This is a genomic window from Curtobacterium sp. MMLR14_010 (assembly GCF_001865015.1).
Lineage (GTDB): Bacteria > Actinomycetota > Actinomycetes > Actinomycetales > Microbacteriaceae > Curtobacterium.
Window position 1 is genome coordinate 69,553 of sequence record NZ_MJGV01000046.1, and the last position, 19,559, is coordinate 89,111.

The following is a 19,559-nucleotide window of genomic DNA, read 5'->3' on the forward strand; positions in this document are numbered from 1 at the left end:
CCGCATGAGCACAGCGCCCGAGGTCCGCACGGTCGAGCGGCAGGGCATCGACGTCATCGCCGAGTCCGAACGGAAGGGCCGGCCCCGCGGGCTGTTCTGGCCGTGGTTCGCGGCCAACATCTCCGTCCTCGGGCTGAGCTACGGCTCCTTCGTGCTCGGGTTCGGCATCTCCGCCGCCCAGGCCACCATCGTGTCCGTCATCGGGGTGGCGTTCTCGTTCCTGCTCTGCGGCGTCGTCGCGATCGCGGGCAAGCGTGGGTCCGCACCGACGATGGTCCTCAGCCGGGCCGCGTTCGGTGTCCGCGGCAACCGGCTCCCGTCGTTCCTGAGCTGGATCCTCACCGTCGGGTGGGAGACCGCACTCGCGTCCCTCGCCGTCCTGGCGACCTCGACCGTGTTCCGTGAGCTCGGCTGGGACGACGGCGTGCTGACGAAGCTCGTCGCGCTCGTCGTCGTCGCCGCGCTGGTCATCGGCGCCGGGATCGCCGGCTTCGACGTGATCATGCGGCTGCAGACCTGGATCACCGTCATCACCGCCGTGCTGACGGTCGTGTACATCGTGCTCGCCGTCCCCTCGATCGACCTCGGCGCCCTCGCGGACCTGCCGTCGGGCAGCACCCAGAACGTCATCGGGGCGCTGGTGCTCGTCATGACGGGCTTCGGCCTCGGCTGGGTGAACGCCGCCGCCGACTACTCCCGCTACCTGCCGCGGTCGGCGTCGACCGGCGGCGTGGTGTGGTGGACGACGGTCGGTGGGGCCCTCGCGCCCGCGGTGCTCGTCGTCATCGGCGTGCTGCTCGCCGGGTCGTCGAAAGACCTCAGCGCGGCGATCGGGACCGACCCCATCGGTGCCCTGACCACCCTGCTGCCGGTGTGGTTCCTCATCCCGTTCGCCCTCGTCGCCGTGCTCGGCCTGGTCGGCGGCGCCGTGCTCGACATCTACTCGTCCGGGCTCGCGCTCCTCAGCGCCGGGGTCCGCATCCCGCGTCCGGCCGCCGCCGGTGTCGACGGCGTCCTCATGGTCGCCGGCGCGATCTACGTCGTCTTCTTCGCACATTCGTTCATCGAGCCGTTCCAGGCCTTCCTCGTCACCCTCGGTGTGCCGGTCGCGGCCTGGTGCGGCGTCTTCGTGGCCGACGTGCTGCTCCGCCGCCGGGCCTACGCCGAGGGCGAGCTCGACAGCGTCGGCGGCCGTTACGGCGACGTCCGGTGGGGTGCGATCGCCCTGGTCCTCGTCGGCACCGCGCTCGGCTGGGGTCTCGTCACGAACACGTACGGCGTGCCCTCGTGGCTGAACTGGCAGGGGTACCTGCTCGAGCCGTTCGGGCTCGGCGGGCGGACCGGGGCGTGGGCGTACGCGAACCTCGGCGTGCTGGTCGCCCTCGTGGTCGGCTTCGTCGGCACGCTCGCCACCGCACGAGGCGCCGTCCGACGACAGGAAGCGCAGCCGGTCACCGAGCCGATCGGCAGCGTGCCGGACGCCGAGCTGCAGCGATGAGCGTGACCGACGGGGACGCCTGGCTGGTGGTCATCGACATGCAGCGCGTCTTCACCGGGGACAGCGCCTGGGCCGCACCCGACTACGAGCGGGCGGCGGCGGGCATCGAGCGGCTCCTGCCGCGGTTCGTCGGCCGCACCGTCCGCACCCGGTTCGTCGCGCCGGAGCACCCGCAGGGTGCCTGGGTCGACTACTACCGCGACTGGCCCTTCGCCCTCGTGCCCGACGCCGACCCGCTGTACGAGCTGACCGAGCCGTTCGGGGCGGTGGACGGCCCCGTCGTCACCGAGCCGACGTTCGGCAAGTGGGGGACCAGCCTCCAGGCCGTCGTCGGCGACCACCCGCACCTGGTGCTCACCGGGGTGTCGACCGACTGCTGCGTGCTCGCGACGGCGCTGGCGGCGGCGGACGCCGGCGCCCGGGTGACCGTCGTGGCCGACGCCTGTGCCGGGGCGAGCGACGCCGACCACGAGCGCGCCCTCGATGCCATGCGGCTGTACGCGCCGCTCGTCACCGTCGTCGACACCCTCGACGCCTGACCCGGGACCCGCCCCGGGCTGGGGGCAGCCGTGTCGGTCGGAGCGCGTAGAGTCCATGTCGTGCCCGCTGTGAATCTCGGTATGCCCAAGGTCCCCGAAACCCTCGCCCCTCGCCGCAAGTCCCGTCAGATCCGGGTCGGCAAGGTGCTCGTGGGTGGCGACGCGCCCGTGTCCGTGCAGTCGATGACCACGACGCCGACCACGAACATCAACGCGACGCTCCAGCAGATCGCGGAGCTCACCGCCTCCGGCTGCGACATCGTCCGGGTCGCCGTGCCCACGCAGGACGACGCCGACGCGCTCGCGATCATCGCGAAGAAGTCGCAGATCCCCGTCATCGCGGACATCCACTTCCAGCCGAAGTACGTCTTCCAGGCGATCGACGCCGGCTGTGCTGCGGTCCGCGTGAACCCGGGCAACATCCGCAAGTTCGACGACCAGGTCGGCGCCATCGCCGCGGCGGCCAAGGCAGCCGACGTCAGCCTGCGCATCGGCGTCAACGCCGGGTCGCTCGAGCCGAGCCTCATGCAGAAGTACGGCAAGGCCACGCCAGAGGCACTGGTCGAGTCCGCCGTGTGGGAAGCCTCCCTGTTCGAGGAGCACGACTTCCACGACTTCAAGATCTCGGTCAAGCACAACGACCCCGTCATCATGGTCAAGGCCTACCGGCTGCTCGCCGAGCGCGGCGACTGGCCGCTGCACCTCGGTGTGACCGAGGCGGGCCCGGAGTTCCAGGGCACGATCAAGAGCGCCACGGCGTTCGGCATCCTGCTCGGCGAGGGCATCGGCGACACCATCCGCGTGTCCCTGTCGGCGCCCCCGGCGCAAGAGGTCAAGGTCGGCCTGCAGATCCTGCAGTCGCTCAACCTCCGCGAACGCAAGCTCGAGATCGTCTCCTGCCCGAGCTGCGGCCGCGCGCAGGTCGACGTCTACCAGCTCGCGAACGACGTCACCTCGGGGCTCGAGGGCATGACCGTCCCGCTCCGCGTCGCCGTCATGGGCTGCGTCGTGAACGGTCCGGGCGAAGCTCGCGAAGCCGACCTCGGCGTCGCGTCGGGCAACGGCAAGGGCCAGATCTTCGTGAAGGGCCAGGTCATCAAGACCGTCCCCGAGAACGAGATCGTCCAGACGCTCATCGACGAGGCCAACCGCCTCGCCGACGAGATGGGCCCGGCGGCCGGCTCGGGCAAGCCGCTCGTCGTCACGTCCTAGTCATCCACAGGCAGCGGGCCCGCACGATCGGGTCTGCTGCGCGCCGCTAGGCTTGCTGCGTGGTCACTCGGCTCTCGCATCTCTTCCTCCGTACGCTCCGCGACGACCCCTCCGACGCGGAGGTGACGAGCGCGAAGCTCCTCGTCCGCGCCGGGTACATCCGTCGCCAGGCTCCCGGCATCTTCGCCTGGCTGCCGCTCGGCCTCCGGGTCCGGGCGCGCATCGAGGGCATCATCCGCCAGGAGATGGAAGCGGCGGGTGCGCAGGAGGTCCTGCTGCCGGCCCTCGTCCCGCGTGAGCCGTACGAGGCCACCAACCGCTGGACCGAGTACGGCGACGGCATCTTCCGGCTCAAGGACCGCAAGGACGCCGACTACCTCCTCGCGCCCACGCACGAAGAGCTCTTCGCCCTGCTCGTGAAGGACCTGTACTCCTCGTACAAGGACCTCCCCGTCACGCTCTTCCAGATCCAGGACAAGTACCGCGACGAGGCCCGGCCGCGCGCCGGCCTGCTGCGTGGCCGTGAGTTCACGATGAAGGACGCCTACTCCTTCGACGTCACCGACGAGGGGCTCGACCGCAGCTACCAGACGATGCGCGACGCCTACGAGCGCATCTTCACCCGCCTCGGCCTCGAGTACGCCATCGTCAAGGCCGACGCCGGGGCGATGGGCGGCTCGAAGTCCGAGGAGTTCCTGCACCCGATCGCCGTCGGCGAGGACACCTACGTGCGGAGCGACGGCGGCTACGCGGCGAACGTCGAGGCCTACGTCACCGCCGTGCCCGACGCCCTGCCGATCGAGGGCCAGCCGGAGCCCGTGCTGCTCCCGCCCGCGGACACCCCCACGATCCAGACGCTCGTCGACCACGCGAACCAGGTCGCCCCGCGACAGGGCGCCCCGTGGACCGCGGCCGACACCCTGAAGAACGTCGTGCTCGCGCTCACGCAGCTCGACGGCACCCGCGAGCTCGTCGTCGTCGGGCTGCCCGGTGACCGCGACGTGGACCTCAAGCGCGCCGAGGTCGCCTTCGCCCCGGCCGAGGTCGAGGCCGCCGGCGACGACGACTTCCGGAAGCACCGCGGTCTCGTGAAGGGCTACATCGGCCCGCAGGTGCTCGGTGCCGACAGCGCGTCCGGCATCCGCTACGTGGTCGACCCGCGCGTGGTCGACGGCACCGCCTGGCTCACCGGCGCGAACGAGCGCGGCATCCACGTCGCCGGGCTCGTCGCCGGCCGCGACTTCGTTGCCGACGGTGTCGTCGAGATCTCCGACGTCCGCGCCGGCGATCCCGCACCCGACGGCTCCGGCCCGCTCGAGATCGCCCGCGGCATGGAGATCGGACACGTCTTCCAGCTCGGCCGGAAGTACGCCGAGGCGCTCGGCCTCAAGGTGCAGGACGAGAACGGCAAGCTCGCCACCGTCACGATGGGCTCGTACGGCATCGGCGTGACGCGCATCCTCGCCATCCTCGCCGAGGCCCACAACGACGAGAAGGGCCTCGCATGGCCCAAGCACGTCGCCCCGTTCGACGTGCACGTGGTCGCGACCGGCAGGGACACCACCGCCTACGAGCTCGCCGAGTCGGTCGTCGCCGAGCTCGAGGGCGACCGCTACGACGTCCTGTACGACGACCGTCCCAAGGTCTCCCCGGGCGTCAAGCTCCGCGACGCCGAGCTCCTCGGCATGCCGATCGTGGTCGTCGCGGGCCGCGGCGCAGCCGACGGCATCGTCGAGCTCTGGAACCGCGTGACCGGCGACCGCACCGAGGTGCCGGTCGCGCAGCTCCGCGAGGCCGTCAGCGCGATCTGAGACGGGGGCGTCTCGCCGAGACGCCGTCCCGTCAGCGAGACGCCGCCGGAAACGGCGGCGTCTCGCTGTTCCAGGACCGTCTCGCGGTGTCGGGACCGTCTCGCCCGCGTCTGAACCACGCACCGGACGGGAGGCTCGGCACCGGCTGGCACCGAGCCTCCCCACCGGCACGGCCGGGCCGCCGCTGACGCGCCGACCCGGAACCGGCGGCGTGGGCCCACGGGCTGCGGCGCAGGTCGGCGACCCGCAGTGCGCTAGTCTGGACGCCGACTTCTGCGCGGTTCCAGTGCGCCGGAGCGACTCATCTGAATACGGAGGCCCTCGGTGAAGATCGATCTCGCAGTCCTGCGACTCATGGAGCGTGAACGGGAGATCCCGTTCGAAGAACTCGTCCAGATCATCGAGTCGGCCATCCTCACGGCCTACCACAAGCACACCGACGAGAACGGCGAGCCGGCCGACGCGCAGTCCCGCGTCGAGCTCGACCGCAAGTCCGGTGAGGTCAGCGTCTTCGTGCCGGAGCGCGACGACGAGGGCACCGTCATCGGCGAAGCCGTCGACCAGCCGAGCGACTTCGGTCGCATCGCGGCGTTCGCGGCGAAGCAGGTCATCAACCAGCGCCTGCGCGACATCGGGGACGACAAGATCCTCGGCCAGTTCCGCGGGAAAGAGGGCGACATCGTCGCGGGTGTGGTCCAGCAGGGCCCGAACCCGAAGATGGTGCTCGTCGACCTCGGCACCGTCGAGGCGATCCTGCCGCCCGAGGAGCAGGTCCCGGGGGAGTCCTACACGCACGGCTCGCGCATCCGCGTGTACGTGACGAGCGTCGGTCGTGGCCACAAGGGCCCGCAGATCGTCGTGTCCCGCACCCACCCGGGTCTGGTGCGCAAGCTGTTCGCGCTCGAGGTCCCCGAGATCGCGTCCGGCGTGGTGGAGATCACCTCGCTCGCACGTGAGGCCGGCCACCGCACGAAGCTCGCCGTGAAGGCGAACGAGCCGGGCGTCAACGCCAAGGGCGCCTGCATCGGAGAGCTCGGCGCCCGCGTGCGTGCCGTGACCACCGAGCTCGGTGCCGAGAAGATCGACATCGTGGACTGGTCCTCGGACCTGGCGACCTTCGTGGCCAGCGCACTGTCGCCGGCCAAGGTGACGAGCGCCTTCGTGCTCGACGCCTCGACGAAGGCCGTCCGCGCGCTCGTGCCGGACTACCAGCTGTCGCTCGCGATCGGCAAGGAGGGCCAGAACGCCCGCCTCGCCGCCAAGCTGACCGGCGCGCGGATCGACATCCAGCCGGACTCGATCCTCGACGAGGACTGAGCATCGATCGGCACACGAACCGCACCAGGGCGGGTGTTTCGCTCGTGGCGCGACCCCATCGGGCGCGCCGGATCGCGGTCGTCGGAGGCAGGGAGTAGAGTGGTCGCCGTCAGAACGTGCATCGGCAGTCGCCGTCGCGCACCCCGATCCTCCCTCCTCCGAGTCGTCGCCCTGGGCGAAGACCTCGTGGTGGCGGATCCGAAGGCAGTCATGCCGGGCCGGGGGGCGTGGCTCACACCGACCGTCGAAGCGTACGAACTGGCCGTCAAGCGCCGGGCTTTCCGCCGGGCGCTGCGGCTGGGACGTGAACCGGACACGTCTGCGGTGCTCGAGTACCTGCGGCGACTGCCCGAAGTGGAACCCATCCACGAGCGGCAGATCGACGCGGACGAGCGCACGGACACGACAGAACAGGCTGAACGGCTTATGGACAACTGATGAGCGGCTCGAAATGAGACCCATCATCCAGTGAGTCCTGCCCCTTGACGGGGTGGGACCCGTGAAGGAGAACAGTGGCGAAACCACGCGTACACGAGATCGCAAGCGAGCTCGGCGTCGACAGCAAGACCGCACTCGAGAAGCTCAAGGAGCTTGGCGAATTCGTCAAGGGACCGAGCTCGAGCGTGGAACCCCCCGTAGCACGGAAGCTCCGTGCTGCCCTGCAGGCCGAGAGCGCAGCTGCGTCCTCGAAGCCCGCCGCAGCCCCCGCCCCCGCGGCGACCTCGGCTGCGCCCAAGCCCGGCGGCCCCAAGCCCGGACCCAAGCGTCCGGCGCCGGCCCCGGAGCCCGAAGCCCCCGTGCAGCAGCCCGAGGACACCGACGTGCCCGTCACGCCGGCGCCGAAGTCGGTCGCACAGCGTCAGGCCGAGGCCGAGGCTGCCCGCAAGGCGAAGGAAGCCGAGAAGGCCGCCGAGTCGACGGGTGATTCGTCGTCGACCGATGACGCCCCCAAGACCGACGCCGTCAAGCCGGGCAGCGCCAAGCCGTCCGCGGCCGGCCCCAAGCCGGGCGGCCCGAAGCCGGGTGCCCGTCCGGGCAACAACCCCTACGCGTCGAACCAGGGCATGGGCTCGCGCCCGCCGCGCCCCGGGAACAACCCCTTCGCATCGAACCAGGGCATGGGACAGCGTCCCGCCGGTGGTCCCGGTGCCGCTGGTGGCTCGGGCATCCCCCGTCCCCAGCCCCCGCGTCCGGGTGCACCCCGCCCGGGTGCTCCGCGTCCGGGTGGACCCGGCCAGGCCAACCGTCCCAACGGCTTCGGGCAGCGCCCGGGCCAGGGTGGCGGCGGTCGTGGCGGCCCCGGTGGCGCACGTCCGGGTGCCGGTGGCGGCGCTGGTGGCGGCTTCCCGCGTCCGGCGTTCAGCGGCCCGCGTCCCGCCGGTGGCGGCGGCCGTGGTCGTGGCCCCGGTGGCGGTACCGCTGGTGCCTTCGGTCGTGGTGGCGGCAAGAGCCGTGCCCGCAAGTCGAAGCGGACGAAGCGCGCCGAGTACGAGATGCGGCAGGCACCGTCGCTCGGCGGCGTGCAGGTCCCTCGTGGCGACGGCAACACGGTCGTCCGTCTCCGTCGTGGTGCGAGCATCTCGGACTTCGCGGACAAGATCGACGCGAGCCCCGGCAACCTGGTGACGGTGCTGTTCCACCTCGGTGAGATGGCCACCGCGACCGAGTCCCTGGACGAGGCCACCTTCGAGGTCCTCGGCGAGGAGCTCGGTTACCGCATCCAGGTCGTCTCGCCCGAGGACGAGGACCGCGAGCTCCTCGAGGGCTTCGACATCGACATCGACGCCGAGTACGCCGACGAGGACGACTCCGTCCTGCAGCAGCGTCCCCCGGTCGTCACCGTCATGGGTCACGTCGACCACGGCAAGACCCGCCTGCTCGACGCCATCCGCAACTCCAAGGTGGTCGAGGGCGAAGCCGGCGGCATCACGCAGCACATCGGTGCGTACCAGATCGTCGCGCAGCACGAGGGCATCGACCGTCCGATCACGTTCATCGACACCCCCGGTCACGAGGCCTTCACCGCCATGCGTGCCCGTGGTGCGCAGGTGACGGACATCGCGATCCTGGTGGTCGCGGCGGACGACGGCATCATGCCGCAGACGATCGAGGCCCTGAACCACGCGCAGTCGGCGAACGTGCCGATCGTCGTCGCGGTCAACAAGATCGACAAGGACGGCGCCAACCCGGCGAAGGTCCGCCAGCAGCTCACCGAGTACAACCTCGTGGCCGAGGAGTACGGCGGCGACGTCATGTTCGTCGACGTCTCCGCGCGGCAGAACATCGGCATCCAGGACCTCCTGGACGCCGTGCTGCTCACCGCCGACGCCGGGCTCGACCTGCGTGCGAACCCCGACAAGGACGCCCGCGGTGTCGCGATCGAAGCGCGCCTGGACAAGGGCCGCGGCGCCGTCGCGACCGTGCTCATCCAGTCCGGCACGCTCCACGTCGGTGACGCCATCGTGGCTGGCACGGCCTACGGCCGCGTCCGTGCGATGACCGACGAGGACGGCAACCCGGTCTCGGCTGCCACGCCGAGTCGTCCGGTGCAGGTCCAGGGTCTGTCCTCGGTGCCCCGCGCCGGTGACACCTTCCTGGTCACGGAGGAAGACCGTACGGCCCGTCAGATCGCTGAGAAGCGTGAAGCGGCCGAGCGCAACGCCCAGCTGGCCAAGGCCCGCAAGCGCATCTCGCTCGAGGACTTCACCCGTGCACTCGAAGAGGGCAAGGTCGACTCGCTCAACCTCATCATCAAGGGTGACGTCTCCGGTGCCGTCGAGGCACTCGAGCAGTCGCTCCTCGACATCGAGGTGGACGACAGCGTCCAGCTGCGCATCCTGCACCGCGGTGTGGGTGCGATCACCGAGTCGGACATCGACCTCGCCACGATCGACAACGCCATCGTCATCGGCTTCAACGTCCGTCCGGACGTCAAGGCCCGTGAGCGTGCGGCGCGTGAAGGCATCGACGTCCGGTTCTACTCGGTCATCTACAACGCACTCGAGGACATCGAGCAGTCCCTCAAGGGCATGCTCAAGCCCGAGTACGAAGAGGTGCAGTCCGGTGTCGCCGAGATCCGCGAGGTCTTCCGGTCCTCGAAGTTCGGCAACATCGCGGGTGTCATCGTCCGCTCCGGCACGATCACGCGCAACGCCAAGGCGCGCGTCATCCGTGACGGTGTGGTCCTGGCCGACGGACTGGCGATCGAGTCGCTCCGTCGTTTCAAGGACGACGTCACCGAGGTCCGTACGGACTACGAGGCCGGTATCGGTCTCGGCAAGTTCAACGACATCCAGCCCGGCGACGAGATCGAGACCACCGAGCTCGTCGAGAAGCCGCGCGACTGATCGTGTGACCACTCGAGCCCCGGCCTCCCTCACGGGGGGCCGGGGCTCACCCCGTTCGACCAGGAACCACCAGCGGGACGCTCCGTCCCGCCCCTGCCTCAGGAGGCACCCCATGGCTGACCCGCAGCGCGCACGCAAGATGGCCGACCGCATCAAGGAGGTGGTCGCACGCCGCATCGACAAGGGCCTGCGGGACCCGCGCCTCGGCTTCGTGACGATCACCGACGTCCGGGTCACCGGCGACCTGCAGCACGCCTCGATCTTCTACACGGTGTACGGCACCGACGAGGAGCGCGCCGACTCCGCCGCGGCGCTGAAGGCCGCCACCGGGCTGCTGCGCACCGAGGTCGGCAAGAACATCACGGCACGGCTCACCCCGTCGCTCGAGTTCATCGCCGACGCCCTGCCCGACACCTCCGCGCACCTCGAGGACCTGCTCGTGCAGGCCCAGATGCGCGACGAGCAGGTCCGCGCAGCAGCCGAGGGCGCCGCGTACGCCGGTGACGCCGACCCGTACAAGCACGACGACGAGGACGACGACACCGAGTCCGACGAGGACCCGGCGCGCGCCTGAGCCGTCGACGCGGCACGCGCCACATCGAGACCGACGTTGCGCGTCAGGACCGTCGTCGCGCGTCAGGACTGTGGGAGCCGGTAGCCGCTCGCGTCGTCGCCCTCTGCGAGTCCGTCGCGCAGGAGCGACGCGAGCGCCCGGTCCCGCTGTCCGACGTCCGGCCAGACCATCGCGATCTCGACCGGCGTGACCGGCACGTCGCTCGCCCGGAGCTCGGCCATGATGAGCCCTCGCACCTGGCGGTCGCTCCCCGCGAAGGCCGCCTGCCGCGGTGCCCGTGGGCCGTCGTGCTCCGGGTAGCCCGCCGCGCGCCAGGCGCACCGGTCCGCGATCGGGCAGGCGTCGCACGCGGGGGAGCGGGACACGCACACGAGCGCGCCGAGCTCCATCACCGCGGCGTTCGTCGCGGCCGCGTCGTCGCGGTCCGCGGGCAGGACCGAGGCCATCAGCGGCAGGTCCTTCTTCGCGTTCGCCGGGCCGGGCTGACCCTCGCCGAGCAGCGCCCGGGCGAGCACCCGACGGACGTTGACGTCCACGACGGGGTGCCGGTCCCCGTAGGCGAAGACCGCCACGGCCCTGGCCGTGTAGTCGCCGATGCCGGGCAGGGCCAGCAGCGCGTCGACGTCCCGCGGGACCACGTTGTCGTGCTGCTCGGCGATCACGGTCGCCGCCGCGTGCAGCGCGAGGGCACGCCGCGGGTAGCCGAGTCGGTCCCAGGCACGCACCGCGTCCGCCGGAGGCGAGTCCGCGAGGTCGCGCGGTGTCGGCCACCGGGTGAGCCACGCCTCCAGTCGGGGGACCACCCGCGCGACCTGCGTCTGCTGCAGCATGATCTCGCTGACGAGCGTGCCCCACGCCGGGAAGCCGGGGCGACGCCACGGCAGGTCGCGCGCCGCGGCGCGGAACCACGCGATCAGCGGGGCGGCGATGTCGGGGCGGGCGCCGTCCTGTGGACGGTCACCGCTGTCCACAACCGGGTGGGAGGCTCCGCTCGCGTTCACCACGACAGCCTACGGTGGGTGCATGGCACGCTGGGCACCTGAAGAGACCGACACGATGGCCGCGATCGCTGCTGAGGTGATCGCACAGGTCGGGACGAACCGCACCGTCGTCGGCATCGACGGCCAGGACGGCACCGACCTCGAGCACGTGGCCGCCGCACTCGTCGCGGGGTTCGAGCAGCACGGCATCTCCGCGATGGCCGCAGCTGCTCCCTCGTCCGACGTCGACGTGCTGCGCAGCGACCTCGTCACGCCGTTCCGCACGACCGGTGCCGGCGACGGCGTCCTCGTCGTGCACGGCCACGGGGTGCTCGGGCAGGGCGCTCGGGGCCTGTGGCGCTGGTCGATGTGGGTCGAGCAGGAGTCCGGCCGGCTCGAGCGTCGTGCCGACGTCAAGATCGCCGCGTCCGCGGTGCTCGACGTCACCGACCGCGAGCACCCTCGGCGTGAGTGGAACGACGCCTGCTGACCGGCGCTGCTACTCTCCTCGGGTGCTCGAAACCGCTGCAGACGGCATCCTCCTCGTCGACAAACCACAGGGGATCTCGAGTCACCGTGTGGTGTCCATCGCCCGGAGACGTCTCGACCTGAAGAAAATCGGGCACGCCGGCACGCTCGACCCGATGGCGACCGGGCTCCTGCTGCTCGGCGCCGGCCCGTCGACCCGGCTGCTGACCCACCTCGTCGGCCTCGAGAAGACCTACACGGCGACGATCCGTCTCGGGGTGGCGACCGACTCCGACGACGCTGACGGCACCCCGACCGCGGCGACCGGGGTCACCGACGCGGACGTGTCCGACGCCGCGATCGAGGCCGCCGTCGCCCTGCAGCGCGGACCGATCTCGCAGGTGCCGTCCACCGTCAGCGCGATCAAGGTCGACGGCCGTCGCGCCTACGACCTGGCGCGGAAGGGCGAGAGCGTCGAGCTGAAGGCCCGGTCCGTCACCATCTCCCGCTTCGACGTCACCGGCCGCAACGACGACGTCGTCACGTGCCTCGGAGCCGAGACCCACGTCGTGGACCTCGACGTGGTCGTCTCCTGCTCCTCCGGCACCTACGTCCGTGCCCTCGCGCGCGACATCGGGGCGACGCTCGGGACCGGAGCGCACCTCACGGCGCTGCGGCGCACGCTCGTCGGCCCGTTCTCCGTCGACGACGCCATCGACCTCGAGGACGACGCGGTCGACGTGCGCGCGGCCCTCGCCCGCCCGGCGGCCATCGCCCGCGAGCTCTTCCCGGTCGTCGCGCTCGACGCGATCGCCGCGAAGGACCTCTCCGACGGCAAGCGGGTCGGTGCCGACCACCCCGACACCGACGGGCCCGTCGCGGCGGTGTCCGCCCGTGACGACCGCCTCATCGGGCTCGTCTCGGTGCGTCGTGGACTGCTCCGCGTCATCACGAACTTCCCGACCCCGTCCGGAGCGAACGCATGATCGAGTGGTTCACGTGGGTGCAGGTCGTCCTCGCGGTCGTCGTAGGGCTGTTCGCCGTGGTGGTCGGGTTCATCGGGTGGAAGCCGAACGACGCCACCGTCGGCTCGCTCGCCCTCGTGGAGCTGCTGCTCGTGGCGCAGCTCGTCGTGTCCCTGGTGGCTCCCGCGGTCGGCAACCCACCGCAGGGCAACGTGCTCGAGTTCTGGGTGTACGCGGTGTCGGTGCTGCTCGTCCCGCCCGCGGCGATCGTCTGGGCGCTCATCGACCGAACCCGGTGGAGCACCGTCGTCCTCGGCGCCGGAGCCTTCACGGTCGCGGTGATGGTCTACCGGATGTACCAGATCTGGTTCGCGCTGAACTGACACGCACGGCGCCGGCGCACATCGTGCACGGTGCCCGGACGCGCACCGTGGCCGATGCCGTACTGGGGACGGCCCGCACGTCGGTAGAATCGGTCCAATGGCGACCAAGTCCTCCCTCGCGACCGGTGTCGGGCGCGTCCTCATCGCCGTCTACGGCATCCTCGCCCTCGCCGCGACCGGCCGCAGCGTCGTCCAGATCGGGGAGAAGTACGCGTTCGCGCCCTTCGCCTACACGCTCAGCGCGATCGCGGCCGTCGTGTACATCGTCGCGATGATCGCGCTGATCGTGCCCGGTCGGACCTGGTACCGCGTCGCCTGCGTCACCATCGTCTTCGAGATGACCGGGGTGCTGGTCATCGGCACCCTGTCGTTGCTCGACCGCCAGCTCTTCCCCGACGACACCATCTGGTCCTACTACGGCCTCGGCTACGCCTTCGCGCCGCTCGTGCTCCCGATCGCCGGGCTCTGGTGGCTGCGGAAGCACCACCGCACCGCGGGCGCGGTGGCCGGTCCCACCGACCAGTCGGTCGCGGCGGCCGGCGAGTGAACGGGGGAGCGATGCAGTTCTACGAGGACGCCGCAGACGTGGCGCAGGGCTTCGGACCGAGCGCCGTCACGATCGGCAAGTTCGACGGGGTCCACGTCGGGCACCGTGCCGTGATCGCGCACCTCGAGCGGGCCGCGGCCGAGCACGGGCTGGTCTCCACGGTGGTGACGTTCGACCGGCACCCGCTCAGCGTCATCGACCCCGCGAGCGTGCCGCCGGCGCTGACCAGCATCGCGCAGCGTCGTGAGCTCCTCGAGGCCGTCGGCGTGGACGCCACGCTCCTGCTCCGGTTCGACGACGAGCTGCAGTCCTGGTCGCCGGAGGCCTTCGTGTCGAAGATCCTGGTCGACACCCTGAACGCGAAGCTCCTCTTCGTCGGGAGCGACTTCCGCTTCGGCGCGAAGGGCGCCGGCGACGTCGCCCTGCTCCGGACGCTCGGCGCCGAGCACGGTTTCGCCGTCGAGCTCATCGACGACGTCGACCTGGTGGACGACGTCCGCCCGGACGGGGAACGTCGGGTCTCCTCCACGCGGATCCGGGAACTCCTCGGCCAGGGTCGGGTCGCCGAGGCCGCACGGCTGCTCGGCCGCGACCACGCCGTCCGCAGCACGGTCGTGCGCGGCAACCAGCGCGGACGCGCCATGGGCTACCCGACGGCGAACCTCGACCCGGCGTGCGAGGGCTTCGTCCCCGACGACGGCGTCTACGCCGCACGGGTGCTGTACGACGGCACGACCTACCCCGCAGCGGTGTCGGTCGGCAACAACCCGACGTTCGAGGGCGTCCCGGCGAAGCAGATCGAGGCCCACCTGCTCGACGTCGACATCGACCTGTACGACGAGACCATCTCGGTGCTCTTCGTGTCGTTCGTGCGGGGCATGGTGAAGTTCGGCTCGATGGACGAGCTCGCCGCCCAGATGCGCCAGGACGACCTCGACATCCGCCTGCTCCTCGGGATGTCCGCGCCGGTCTGAGCCGCGGTCCAGGCACGACGAGGCCCCCACGAGCTGGTCGCTCGCGGGGGCCTCGTCGTGTGACGGTCGGCGTTCAGCTGCCGAGGGCGTCCAGCCAGATCTTGCGGGCGTCAAGGGCTTCCTGGGCGTCCTTGATCCGGCGGGCGTCCCCGGAGGCCTTCGCCGACTCGAGCTCGCCCTCGAGCTTGCCGATGGCGTCCTCGAGCTGGCTCGCGAGGCCGGTCGTCCTGGCCTTGCGCTCCGGGTTCGACTCGCGCCAGTGCGCTTCCTCGAGCCCCTTGACGTGGTCCTCGATCGCGCGGATCCGGTCCTCGACACGGCGGACGTCGGCGCGGGGGACCCGGCCGACCTCGTCCCAGCGGCGCTGGATGTCGGTGAGGGTCTTCCGGGCGGCGACGCGGTCGCGCTGCTGGAGCAGCGGCTCGGCCTCGGTGAGGATGGCGAGCTTGGCCTCGAGGTTGGCGGAGTACTCCTCGTTCTCCGCACTGCTCTCGGCGTGGCGCTGCTCGAACAGGACGTCACCGGCGGCCTTGAAGCGTGCCCAGAGTGCGTCGTCGTGGCGCTTGCCGGCGCGGCCGGCCTGCTTCCAGTCGTCGAGCAGCTGGCGGTAGGCCGGGATGGCGTCCGAGCCGCGCGTCGCGAGCGCCTCGGCCTGCTGGACGAGCTCCTGCTTGCGAGTACGGGCGTCGCGGTGCTGCGCGTCGAGCTCCGAGTAGAAGGCGCGGCGGTGCTGGTCGACGGTGGAGCGGGCGGCGCGGAAGCGCTTCCACAGCTCGTTGGCGTCGTTCTTGGGGATGCGGGGGCCGTCGTGCTGGTGCTGCTGCCAGCGCGCGAACACGTCGTCGAGCTGCGCGGTGATCTGCTTCCACTGCGCACGCGCGGGGTCGACGGCCGCGAGTGCCTCGGCTTCCTCGACCAGGCCGGCACGGAAGGCCAGCGCCTCGGCCAGGGCCGCCTGGTTCTGCTCGGCCTGCTCCTTGGTGAGCGAGCCGAGCTGCTCGGCGAGCACGGCGACACGGTCCTCGAGCGACTTGAGGTCGCCGACGACGCGGGCTTCGGTGACCAGGGCGGTCAGGTGCTCGACGGTGCGGGCGACGTCGTTCGCCGAGGCCCCGCGCTGCACGCGCTGCTCGGCGATCTTCACCTGGCCCTCGAGGTCGGCGTACTTCCGCGCGAAGTAGGCGAGTGCTTCCTCGGCGGTCGCGTCGGGGTACTCACCCACGACACGTTCGGTGTCCTGGTACCGGACGTACACGGTGCCGGTCTCGTCGACCCGCCCCCAGGTCGTTGCTTCGTCAGATCCCACAGGTCTCGCCTCGATCGTGGTCGTGCATCACCGACGTCACCGTCGGCACGGTCAGGAAGCCACCCTATTGCACCGGCGGCCCCCGCGGCCCGCGGATGCGTCGTGCTGTGGACTACCGCTGCTCCGCGATGGTCGCACCGGTGATCGTGGTGGCCACCTCCGGCGTGCCGGTGCCGTCGCTGCCGGCGTCCTCGACGCCCTTCGACGTGATCTCGGACTCCAGGTCCGACAGGCCGCTCGTGACCTTGCCGACGACGGTGTACCCGCCGGTCGAGCCGTCGAGCGTGGTGTCGCCGTAGACGATGAAGAACTGGGTGGACTGCGAGTACGTGGAGGCGCTCCGCGCGATGGCGATCGTGCCCTCGTCGTAGCGGTCGTCCGACGGCGTGTTCTCGATGGGTCCGTACTGGAAGCCGGCGTCACCGGTGCCGTCGCCGTTCGCCGAGCCGCACTGCAGGAAGCGGAAGTCGGCGCTGGCCGCGAGCCGGTGGCACGTCGTGCCCTCGTAGAACTGCTTGCGGATCAGGTCGATCTCGACGCTCGCGGCCTGTGGTGCCCGCTTGCCGTCGAGCTCGATCCCCAGCCGCACGTCCTTGTTCAGGGTCAGCGAACCGGTCCAGGTGCGGCCCTTCGCGATCGACTTGCTCGGTACGTCGCCGGTGTTCGCCGGGGTGGCACTCGCGGACGGCGTCGGGGTGGCACTCGCGCTGGCCGATGCCGACGCGGACGGGGTCGGGTCCTGGCTGGCGTGTGATCCCGCGTACAGGAGCTGTGAGCCGGTCGCGAGGGCGGCGACCGCCACCAGGGCGACGGCGCCGACGACGTTGTCACGGACCCGACGGCGTCGCTGCCGGTCGTGCAGGCCCTGCCGTGCTTCGTAGAGTCGGAGCCGCTCGCGTGCCTCGCGGGTCTCGCGCGCCTGGTTCTTCGGTGCCACGGTGCTGGTCTGCCCTCTCGTCGCAGTGTGCGACGAGCGTATCGGACCCGTCCAGGTGGGATCCGGTGTCGGCGGACGCGCCTACCATTGCGGCATGGCATCGGATCGCTCGGGCATGAACGCGCCCACGACCGGGGGCCGCGTCGGCCTCGCACAGGGGTCCGTCCCGCTCGCGGTCCGGATGCGTCCCACCAGCCTGCAGGAGGTCGCCGGGCAGCAGCACCTGCTCGGACGCGGCTCGCCGTTGGTGCAGCTCGCCACCGGCACGCGGGACAACCCCGGCGGCGTCTCCGTGATCCTCTGGGGTCCGCCCGGCACCGGCAAGACCACCCTCGCGCAGGCCATCGCCCGGCAGTCCGGCCGGGAGTTCGTCGAGCTGTCCGCCGTCACCGCCGGCGTGAAGGACGTGCGCGAGGTCATGGAGAAGGCCCTCACGCACCGTGACCTCTACGGGTCCACGACCGTGCTGTTCCTCGACGAGATCCACCGCTTCAGCAAGGCGCAGCAGGACGCCCTGTTGCCCGGTGTCGAGAACGGCTGGGTGATCCTCATCGCCGCCACGACGGAGAACCCCTCGTTCTCGGTGATCTCCCCGCTGCTCTCCCGGTCGCTGCTGCTCACGCTCAAGCCCCTCACCGACTCCGACCTCGGCATGCTCGTCGACCGCGCGGTCGAGGACCCCCGCGGGCTCGGTGGCGGTGTGGTCCTCGGGGACGAAGCCCGTGCGGCGATCGTCCGGCTGGCGTCCGGCGACGCCCGCCGTGCCCTCACGGCGCTCGAGGCCGCGGCCGCGTCGGCCACCGCGGCGCAGGACGACGACGACGACACCGTCCCGGTCGTGGACGCCGACACCGTGGCGGCCGCCGTCGACCGGGCACTGCTCCGGTACGACCGTCAGGGCGACGAGCACTACGACGTCATCAGCGCGTTCATCAAGTCGGTCAGGGGGAGCGACGTCGACGCCGCGTTGCACTACCTGGCCCGGATGATCGAGGCCGGCGAGGACTCCCGCTTCATCGCCCGTCGCATCATCATCTCCGCGGCCGAGGACATCGGCATGGCCGACCCGCAGGCGCTCCCGATCGCCGTCGCCGCCGCGCAGGCCGTCCAGCTCATCGGCATGCCGGAGGGCCGCATCCCCCTCGCCGAGGCCGTCGTGTACCTGGCGACCGCCCCGAAGTCGAACGCGGCCTACAACGGCATCAACGCGGCGATGGCGGACGTCAAGGCCGGGCGCATGGGCGTGGTGCCGAACCACCTGCGGGACGCCCACTACGCCGGGGCGAAGCGCCTCGGGCACGGCAAGGGGTACGTGTACTCCCACGACGCCGAGCACGGGGTCGCCGAGCAGCAGTACCTGCCGGACGCGCTCGTCGGCACCGAGTACTACACGCCCACCACCAACGGGCACGAGCGCGAGGTCGGGCCGCGACTCGACCGACTCCGGAAGATCACCCGCGGCGCGTGAGTGCGGCGCTTCTGCGCCCGCTCGAACCCTGCTATCGTTGGCGGGCCTACGTCCTGGTTCCCGCGTGCGGCTGCGTCGGGGACAGAGTGCTGCTGTTGCAGCACGGGGGCAGAGGTTCGGACTGTAGCCGTCCGATCCCACAGGCTCATCCCTCTGGATCCCTTCACGGGGTCGTCGGTACGTGCGCGTGCCGGGACCCGTGTTCAGTTCAGTTCAGTACAGAGAAAAGGACCCTGTGTCTACCAAGTCACGCACCCGCAGCAAGACCCGCCTGTCGCGCGCGCTCGGCATCCCGCTGACGCCGAAGGCGGCCCGTTACCTCGAGAAGCGCCCCTACGGGCCCGGTGAGCACGGCCGTACGCGCCGTCGTGCGGACAGCGACTACGCCGTCCGCCTCCGTGAGAAGCAGCGTCTGCGCGCCCAGTACGGCATCCGCGAGAAGCAGCTCCGCATCGTCTTCGAAGAGGCCCGCAAGACCAACGGCCTGACCGGTGAGAACCTGGTCGAGCTGCTCGAGACCCGCCTCGACGCCCTCATCGTGCGTGCCGGCTTCGCCCGCACCACCTCGCAGGCCCGTCAGCTGATCGTGCACCGCCACATCCTCGTCGACGGCAAGCTCGTCGACCGCCCCTCCTTCCGCGTCAAGGAGGGCCAGCTGATGCACGTCAAGCCGCGCTCCGAGTCGCTCGAGCCCTTCCAGGTCGCCGCTGCCGGTGGCCACCTGGAAGTCCTCCCGAAGGTCCCGGGCTACCTCGAGGTCGAGATCGACAAGCTCCAGGCCCGCCTCGTGCGTCGCCCGAAGCGTGCCGAGGTCCCCGTGACCTGTGAAGTCCAGCTCGTCGTCGAGTACTACGCAGCTCGCTGATCCACAGCACCACACCGTCAACGGCGGGTCGTCCACAGCGGGCGGCCCGCCGTTCGGCGTTCCCGGGGCGGTGACTAAGCTGGTCGGACGTGCGCCACGGCGCCAGCGAGAGGGAGCCACCGTGAAGCAGCTGTTCTTCGTCGTCATCGGCGTCCTCATCGGGCTCGTCGTCGCGAACCGCGTCGGAGCGACCTCCGGCACCAGGTCCGGCGCTGGCACGTTCCTCGCGCAGGTCGACGCCCGCACGAAGGCCTTCACGGGAGCCGTCGCCGACGGGTACCGCTCGCGCGAAGCCGAGCTCCGCACCGACGACTGACCGACCCACGACTGACCGACCGACGACGCACCGTCGTCCCCAGCGTCACCTC

19 protein-coding genes are annotated in these 19,559 nt (G+C 71.1%); 16 read left to right on the top strand and 3 right to left on the bottom strand.

The window, feature by feature from the left end; all coding sequences use genetic code 11:
• Nucleotides 1–4 precede the first annotated feature (4 nt).
• The 8 genes from BIU98_RS08875 to rbfA all read left to right on the top strand — a co-directional run bounded on the left by BIU98_RS08875 (nucleotide 5) and on the right by rbfA (nucleotide 10,298).
• Nucleotides 5–1,498: a cytosine permease gene (locus tag BIU98_RS08875; protein WP_071275008.1), complete on the top strand. Its 1,494-nt coding sequence runs from the start codon at nucleotides 5–7 to the stop codon at nucleotides 1,496–1,498.
• Entirely contained in the window at nucleotides 1,495–2,037 is a 543-nt protein-coding gene (locus tag BIU98_RS08880) for a cysteine hydrolase family protein (RefSeq protein WP_083393123.1), read from the top strand. The genes BIU98_RS08875 and BIU98_RS08880 overlap by 4 nt, the downstream gene beginning before the upstream one ends.
• Before the next feature lie 81 nt (nucleotides 2,038–2,118).
• On the top strand, nucleotides 2,119–3,249 hold the full coding sequence (gene ispG / locus BIU98_RS08885) for a flavodoxin-dependent (E)-4-hydroxy-3-methylbut-2-enyl-diphosphate synthase (RefSeq protein ID WP_071275011.1): 1,131 nt from the start codon (nucleotides 2,119–2,121) through the stop codon (nucleotides 3,247–3,249).
• Nucleotides 3,250–3,308: 59 nt separating this feature from the next.
• On the top strand, nucleotides 3,309–5,060 hold the full coding sequence (locus BIU98_RS08890) for a proline--tRNA ligase (protein WP_071275014.1): 1,752 nt from the start codon (nucleotides 3,309–3,311) through the stop codon (nucleotides 5,058–5,060).
• Between the two features lie 324 nt (nucleotides 5,061–5,384).
• A complete protein-coding gene (gene nusA / locus BIU98_RS08895) occupies nucleotides 5,385–6,377 on the top strand; it encodes a transcription termination factor NusA (protein WP_071275017.1) in 993 nt (330 codons plus the stop codon).
• A 99-nt stretch (nucleotides 6,378–6,476) separates the two neighbouring features.
• Entirely contained in the window at nucleotides 6,477–6,815 is a 339-nt protein-coding gene (locus BIU98_RS08900) for a YlxR family protein (protein WP_083393124.1), read from the top strand.
• Nucleotides 6,816–6,889: 74 nt separating this feature from the next.
• A complete protein-coding gene (gene infB / locus BIU98_RS08905; RefSeq protein ID WP_071275023.1) occupies nucleotides 6,890–9,724 on the top strand; it encodes a translation initiation factor IF-2 in 2,835 nt (944 codons plus the stop codon).
• Nucleotides 9,725–9,836: 112 nt separating this feature from the next.
• Nucleotides 9,837–10,298 (top strand): 30S ribosome-binding factor RbfA, encoded by a 462-nt coding sequence (rbfA, locus tag BIU98_RS08910; RefSeq protein ID WP_071275026.1) that lies wholly within the window; start codon nucleotides 9,837–9,839, stop codon nucleotides 10,296–10,298.
• A gap of 62 nt (nucleotides 10,299–10,360) precedes the next feature.
• Here the strand turns inward: rbfA and BIU98_RS08915 are convergent, their stop codons facing one another.
• Entirely contained in the window at nucleotides 10,361–11,215 is an 855-nt protein-coding gene (locus BIU98_RS08915; RefSeq protein WP_302847971.1) for an A/G-specific adenine glycosylase, read from the bottom strand.
• Nucleotides 11,216–11,321: 106 nt separating this feature from the next.
• Here BIU98_RS08915 and BIU98_RS08920 point away from each other — a divergent pair, with 106 nt between their 5' ends.
• The 5 genes from BIU98_RS08920 (at nucleotide 11,322) to BIU98_RS08940 (ending at nucleotide 14,615) form a co-directional block, all read left to right on the top strand.
• On the top strand, nucleotides 11,322–11,768 hold the full coding sequence (locus tag BIU98_RS08920; protein WP_071275033.1) for a hypothetical protein: 447 nt from the start codon (nucleotides 11,322–11,324) through the stop codon (nucleotides 11,766–11,768).
• Between the two features lie 22 nt (nucleotides 11,769–11,790).
• Nucleotides 11,791–12,732 (top strand): tRNA pseudouridine(55) synthase TruB, encoded by a 942-nt coding sequence (gene truB, locus BIU98_RS08925; protein ID WP_071275036.1) that lies wholly within the window; start codon nucleotides 11,791–11,793, stop codon nucleotides 12,730–12,732.
• A complete protein-coding gene (locus BIU98_RS08930; RefSeq protein ID WP_071275039.1) occupies nucleotides 12,729–13,094 on the top strand; it encodes a hypothetical protein in 366 nt (121 codons plus the stop codon). The genes truB and BIU98_RS08930 overlap by 4 nt, the downstream gene beginning before the upstream one ends.
• Nucleotides 13,095–13,191: 97 nt before the next feature.
• Nucleotides 13,192–13,641 carry a hypothetical protein gene (locus BIU98_RS08935; protein WP_071275043.1) on the top strand — a complete coding sequence of 150 codons (450 nt, stop codon included), beginning with the start codon at nucleotides 13,192–13,194 and terminating at the stop codon, nucleotides 13,639–13,641.
• 11 nt (nucleotides 13,642–13,652) lie between these two features.
• On the top strand, nucleotides 13,653–14,615 hold the full coding sequence (locus BIU98_RS08940) for a bifunctional riboflavin kinase/FAD synthetase (RefSeq protein ID WP_071276362.1): 963 nt from the start codon (nucleotides 13,653–13,655) through the stop codon (nucleotides 14,613–14,615).
• 73 nt (nucleotides 14,616–14,688) lie between these two features.
• Here the strand turns inward: BIU98_RS08940 and BIU98_RS08945 are convergent, their stop codons facing one another.
• Both BIU98_RS08945 and BIU98_RS08950 read right to left on the bottom strand, forming a co-directional pair.
• Nucleotides 14,689–15,921, bottom strand: a complete 1,233-nt coding sequence (locus tag BIU98_RS08945; RefSeq protein WP_139200644.1) for a DUF349 domain-containing protein — start codon at nucleotides 15,919–15,921, stop codon at nucleotides 14,689–14,691.
• 112 nt (nucleotides 15,922–16,033) lie between these two features.
• Nucleotides 16,034–16,858 (bottom strand): peptidylprolyl isomerase, encoded by an 825-nt coding sequence (locus BIU98_RS08950; protein WP_071275046.1) that lies wholly within the window; start codon nucleotides 16,856–16,858, stop codon nucleotides 16,034–16,036.
• Between the two features lie 115 nt (nucleotides 16,859–16,973).
• Between BIU98_RS08950 and BIU98_RS08955 the strand changes: the two genes are divergently transcribed.
• From BIU98_RS08955 to BIU98_RS08965, 3 genes are all read left to right on the top strand, one after another.
• Nucleotides 16,974–18,326 carry a replication-associated recombination protein A gene (locus BIU98_RS08955; protein ID WP_071275049.1) on the top strand — a complete coding sequence of 451 codons (1,353 nt, stop codon included), beginning with the start codon at nucleotides 16,974–16,976 and terminating at the stop codon, nucleotides 18,324–18,326.
• A 235-nt stretch (nucleotides 18,327–18,561) separates the two neighbouring features.
• Nucleotides 18,562–19,191 (top strand): 30S ribosomal protein S4, encoded by a 630-nt coding sequence (rpsD, locus tag BIU98_RS08960; RefSeq protein WP_071275052.1) that lies wholly within the window; start codon nucleotides 18,562–18,564, stop codon nucleotides 19,189–19,191.
• Nucleotides 19,192–19,312: 121 nt separating this feature from the next.
• Nucleotides 19,313–19,507 (top strand): hypothetical protein, encoded by a 195-nt coding sequence (locus BIU98_RS08965; protein ID WP_071275055.1) that lies wholly within the window; start codon nucleotides 19,313–19,315, stop codon nucleotides 19,505–19,507.
• Nucleotides 19,508–19,559 lie beyond the last annotated feature (52 nt).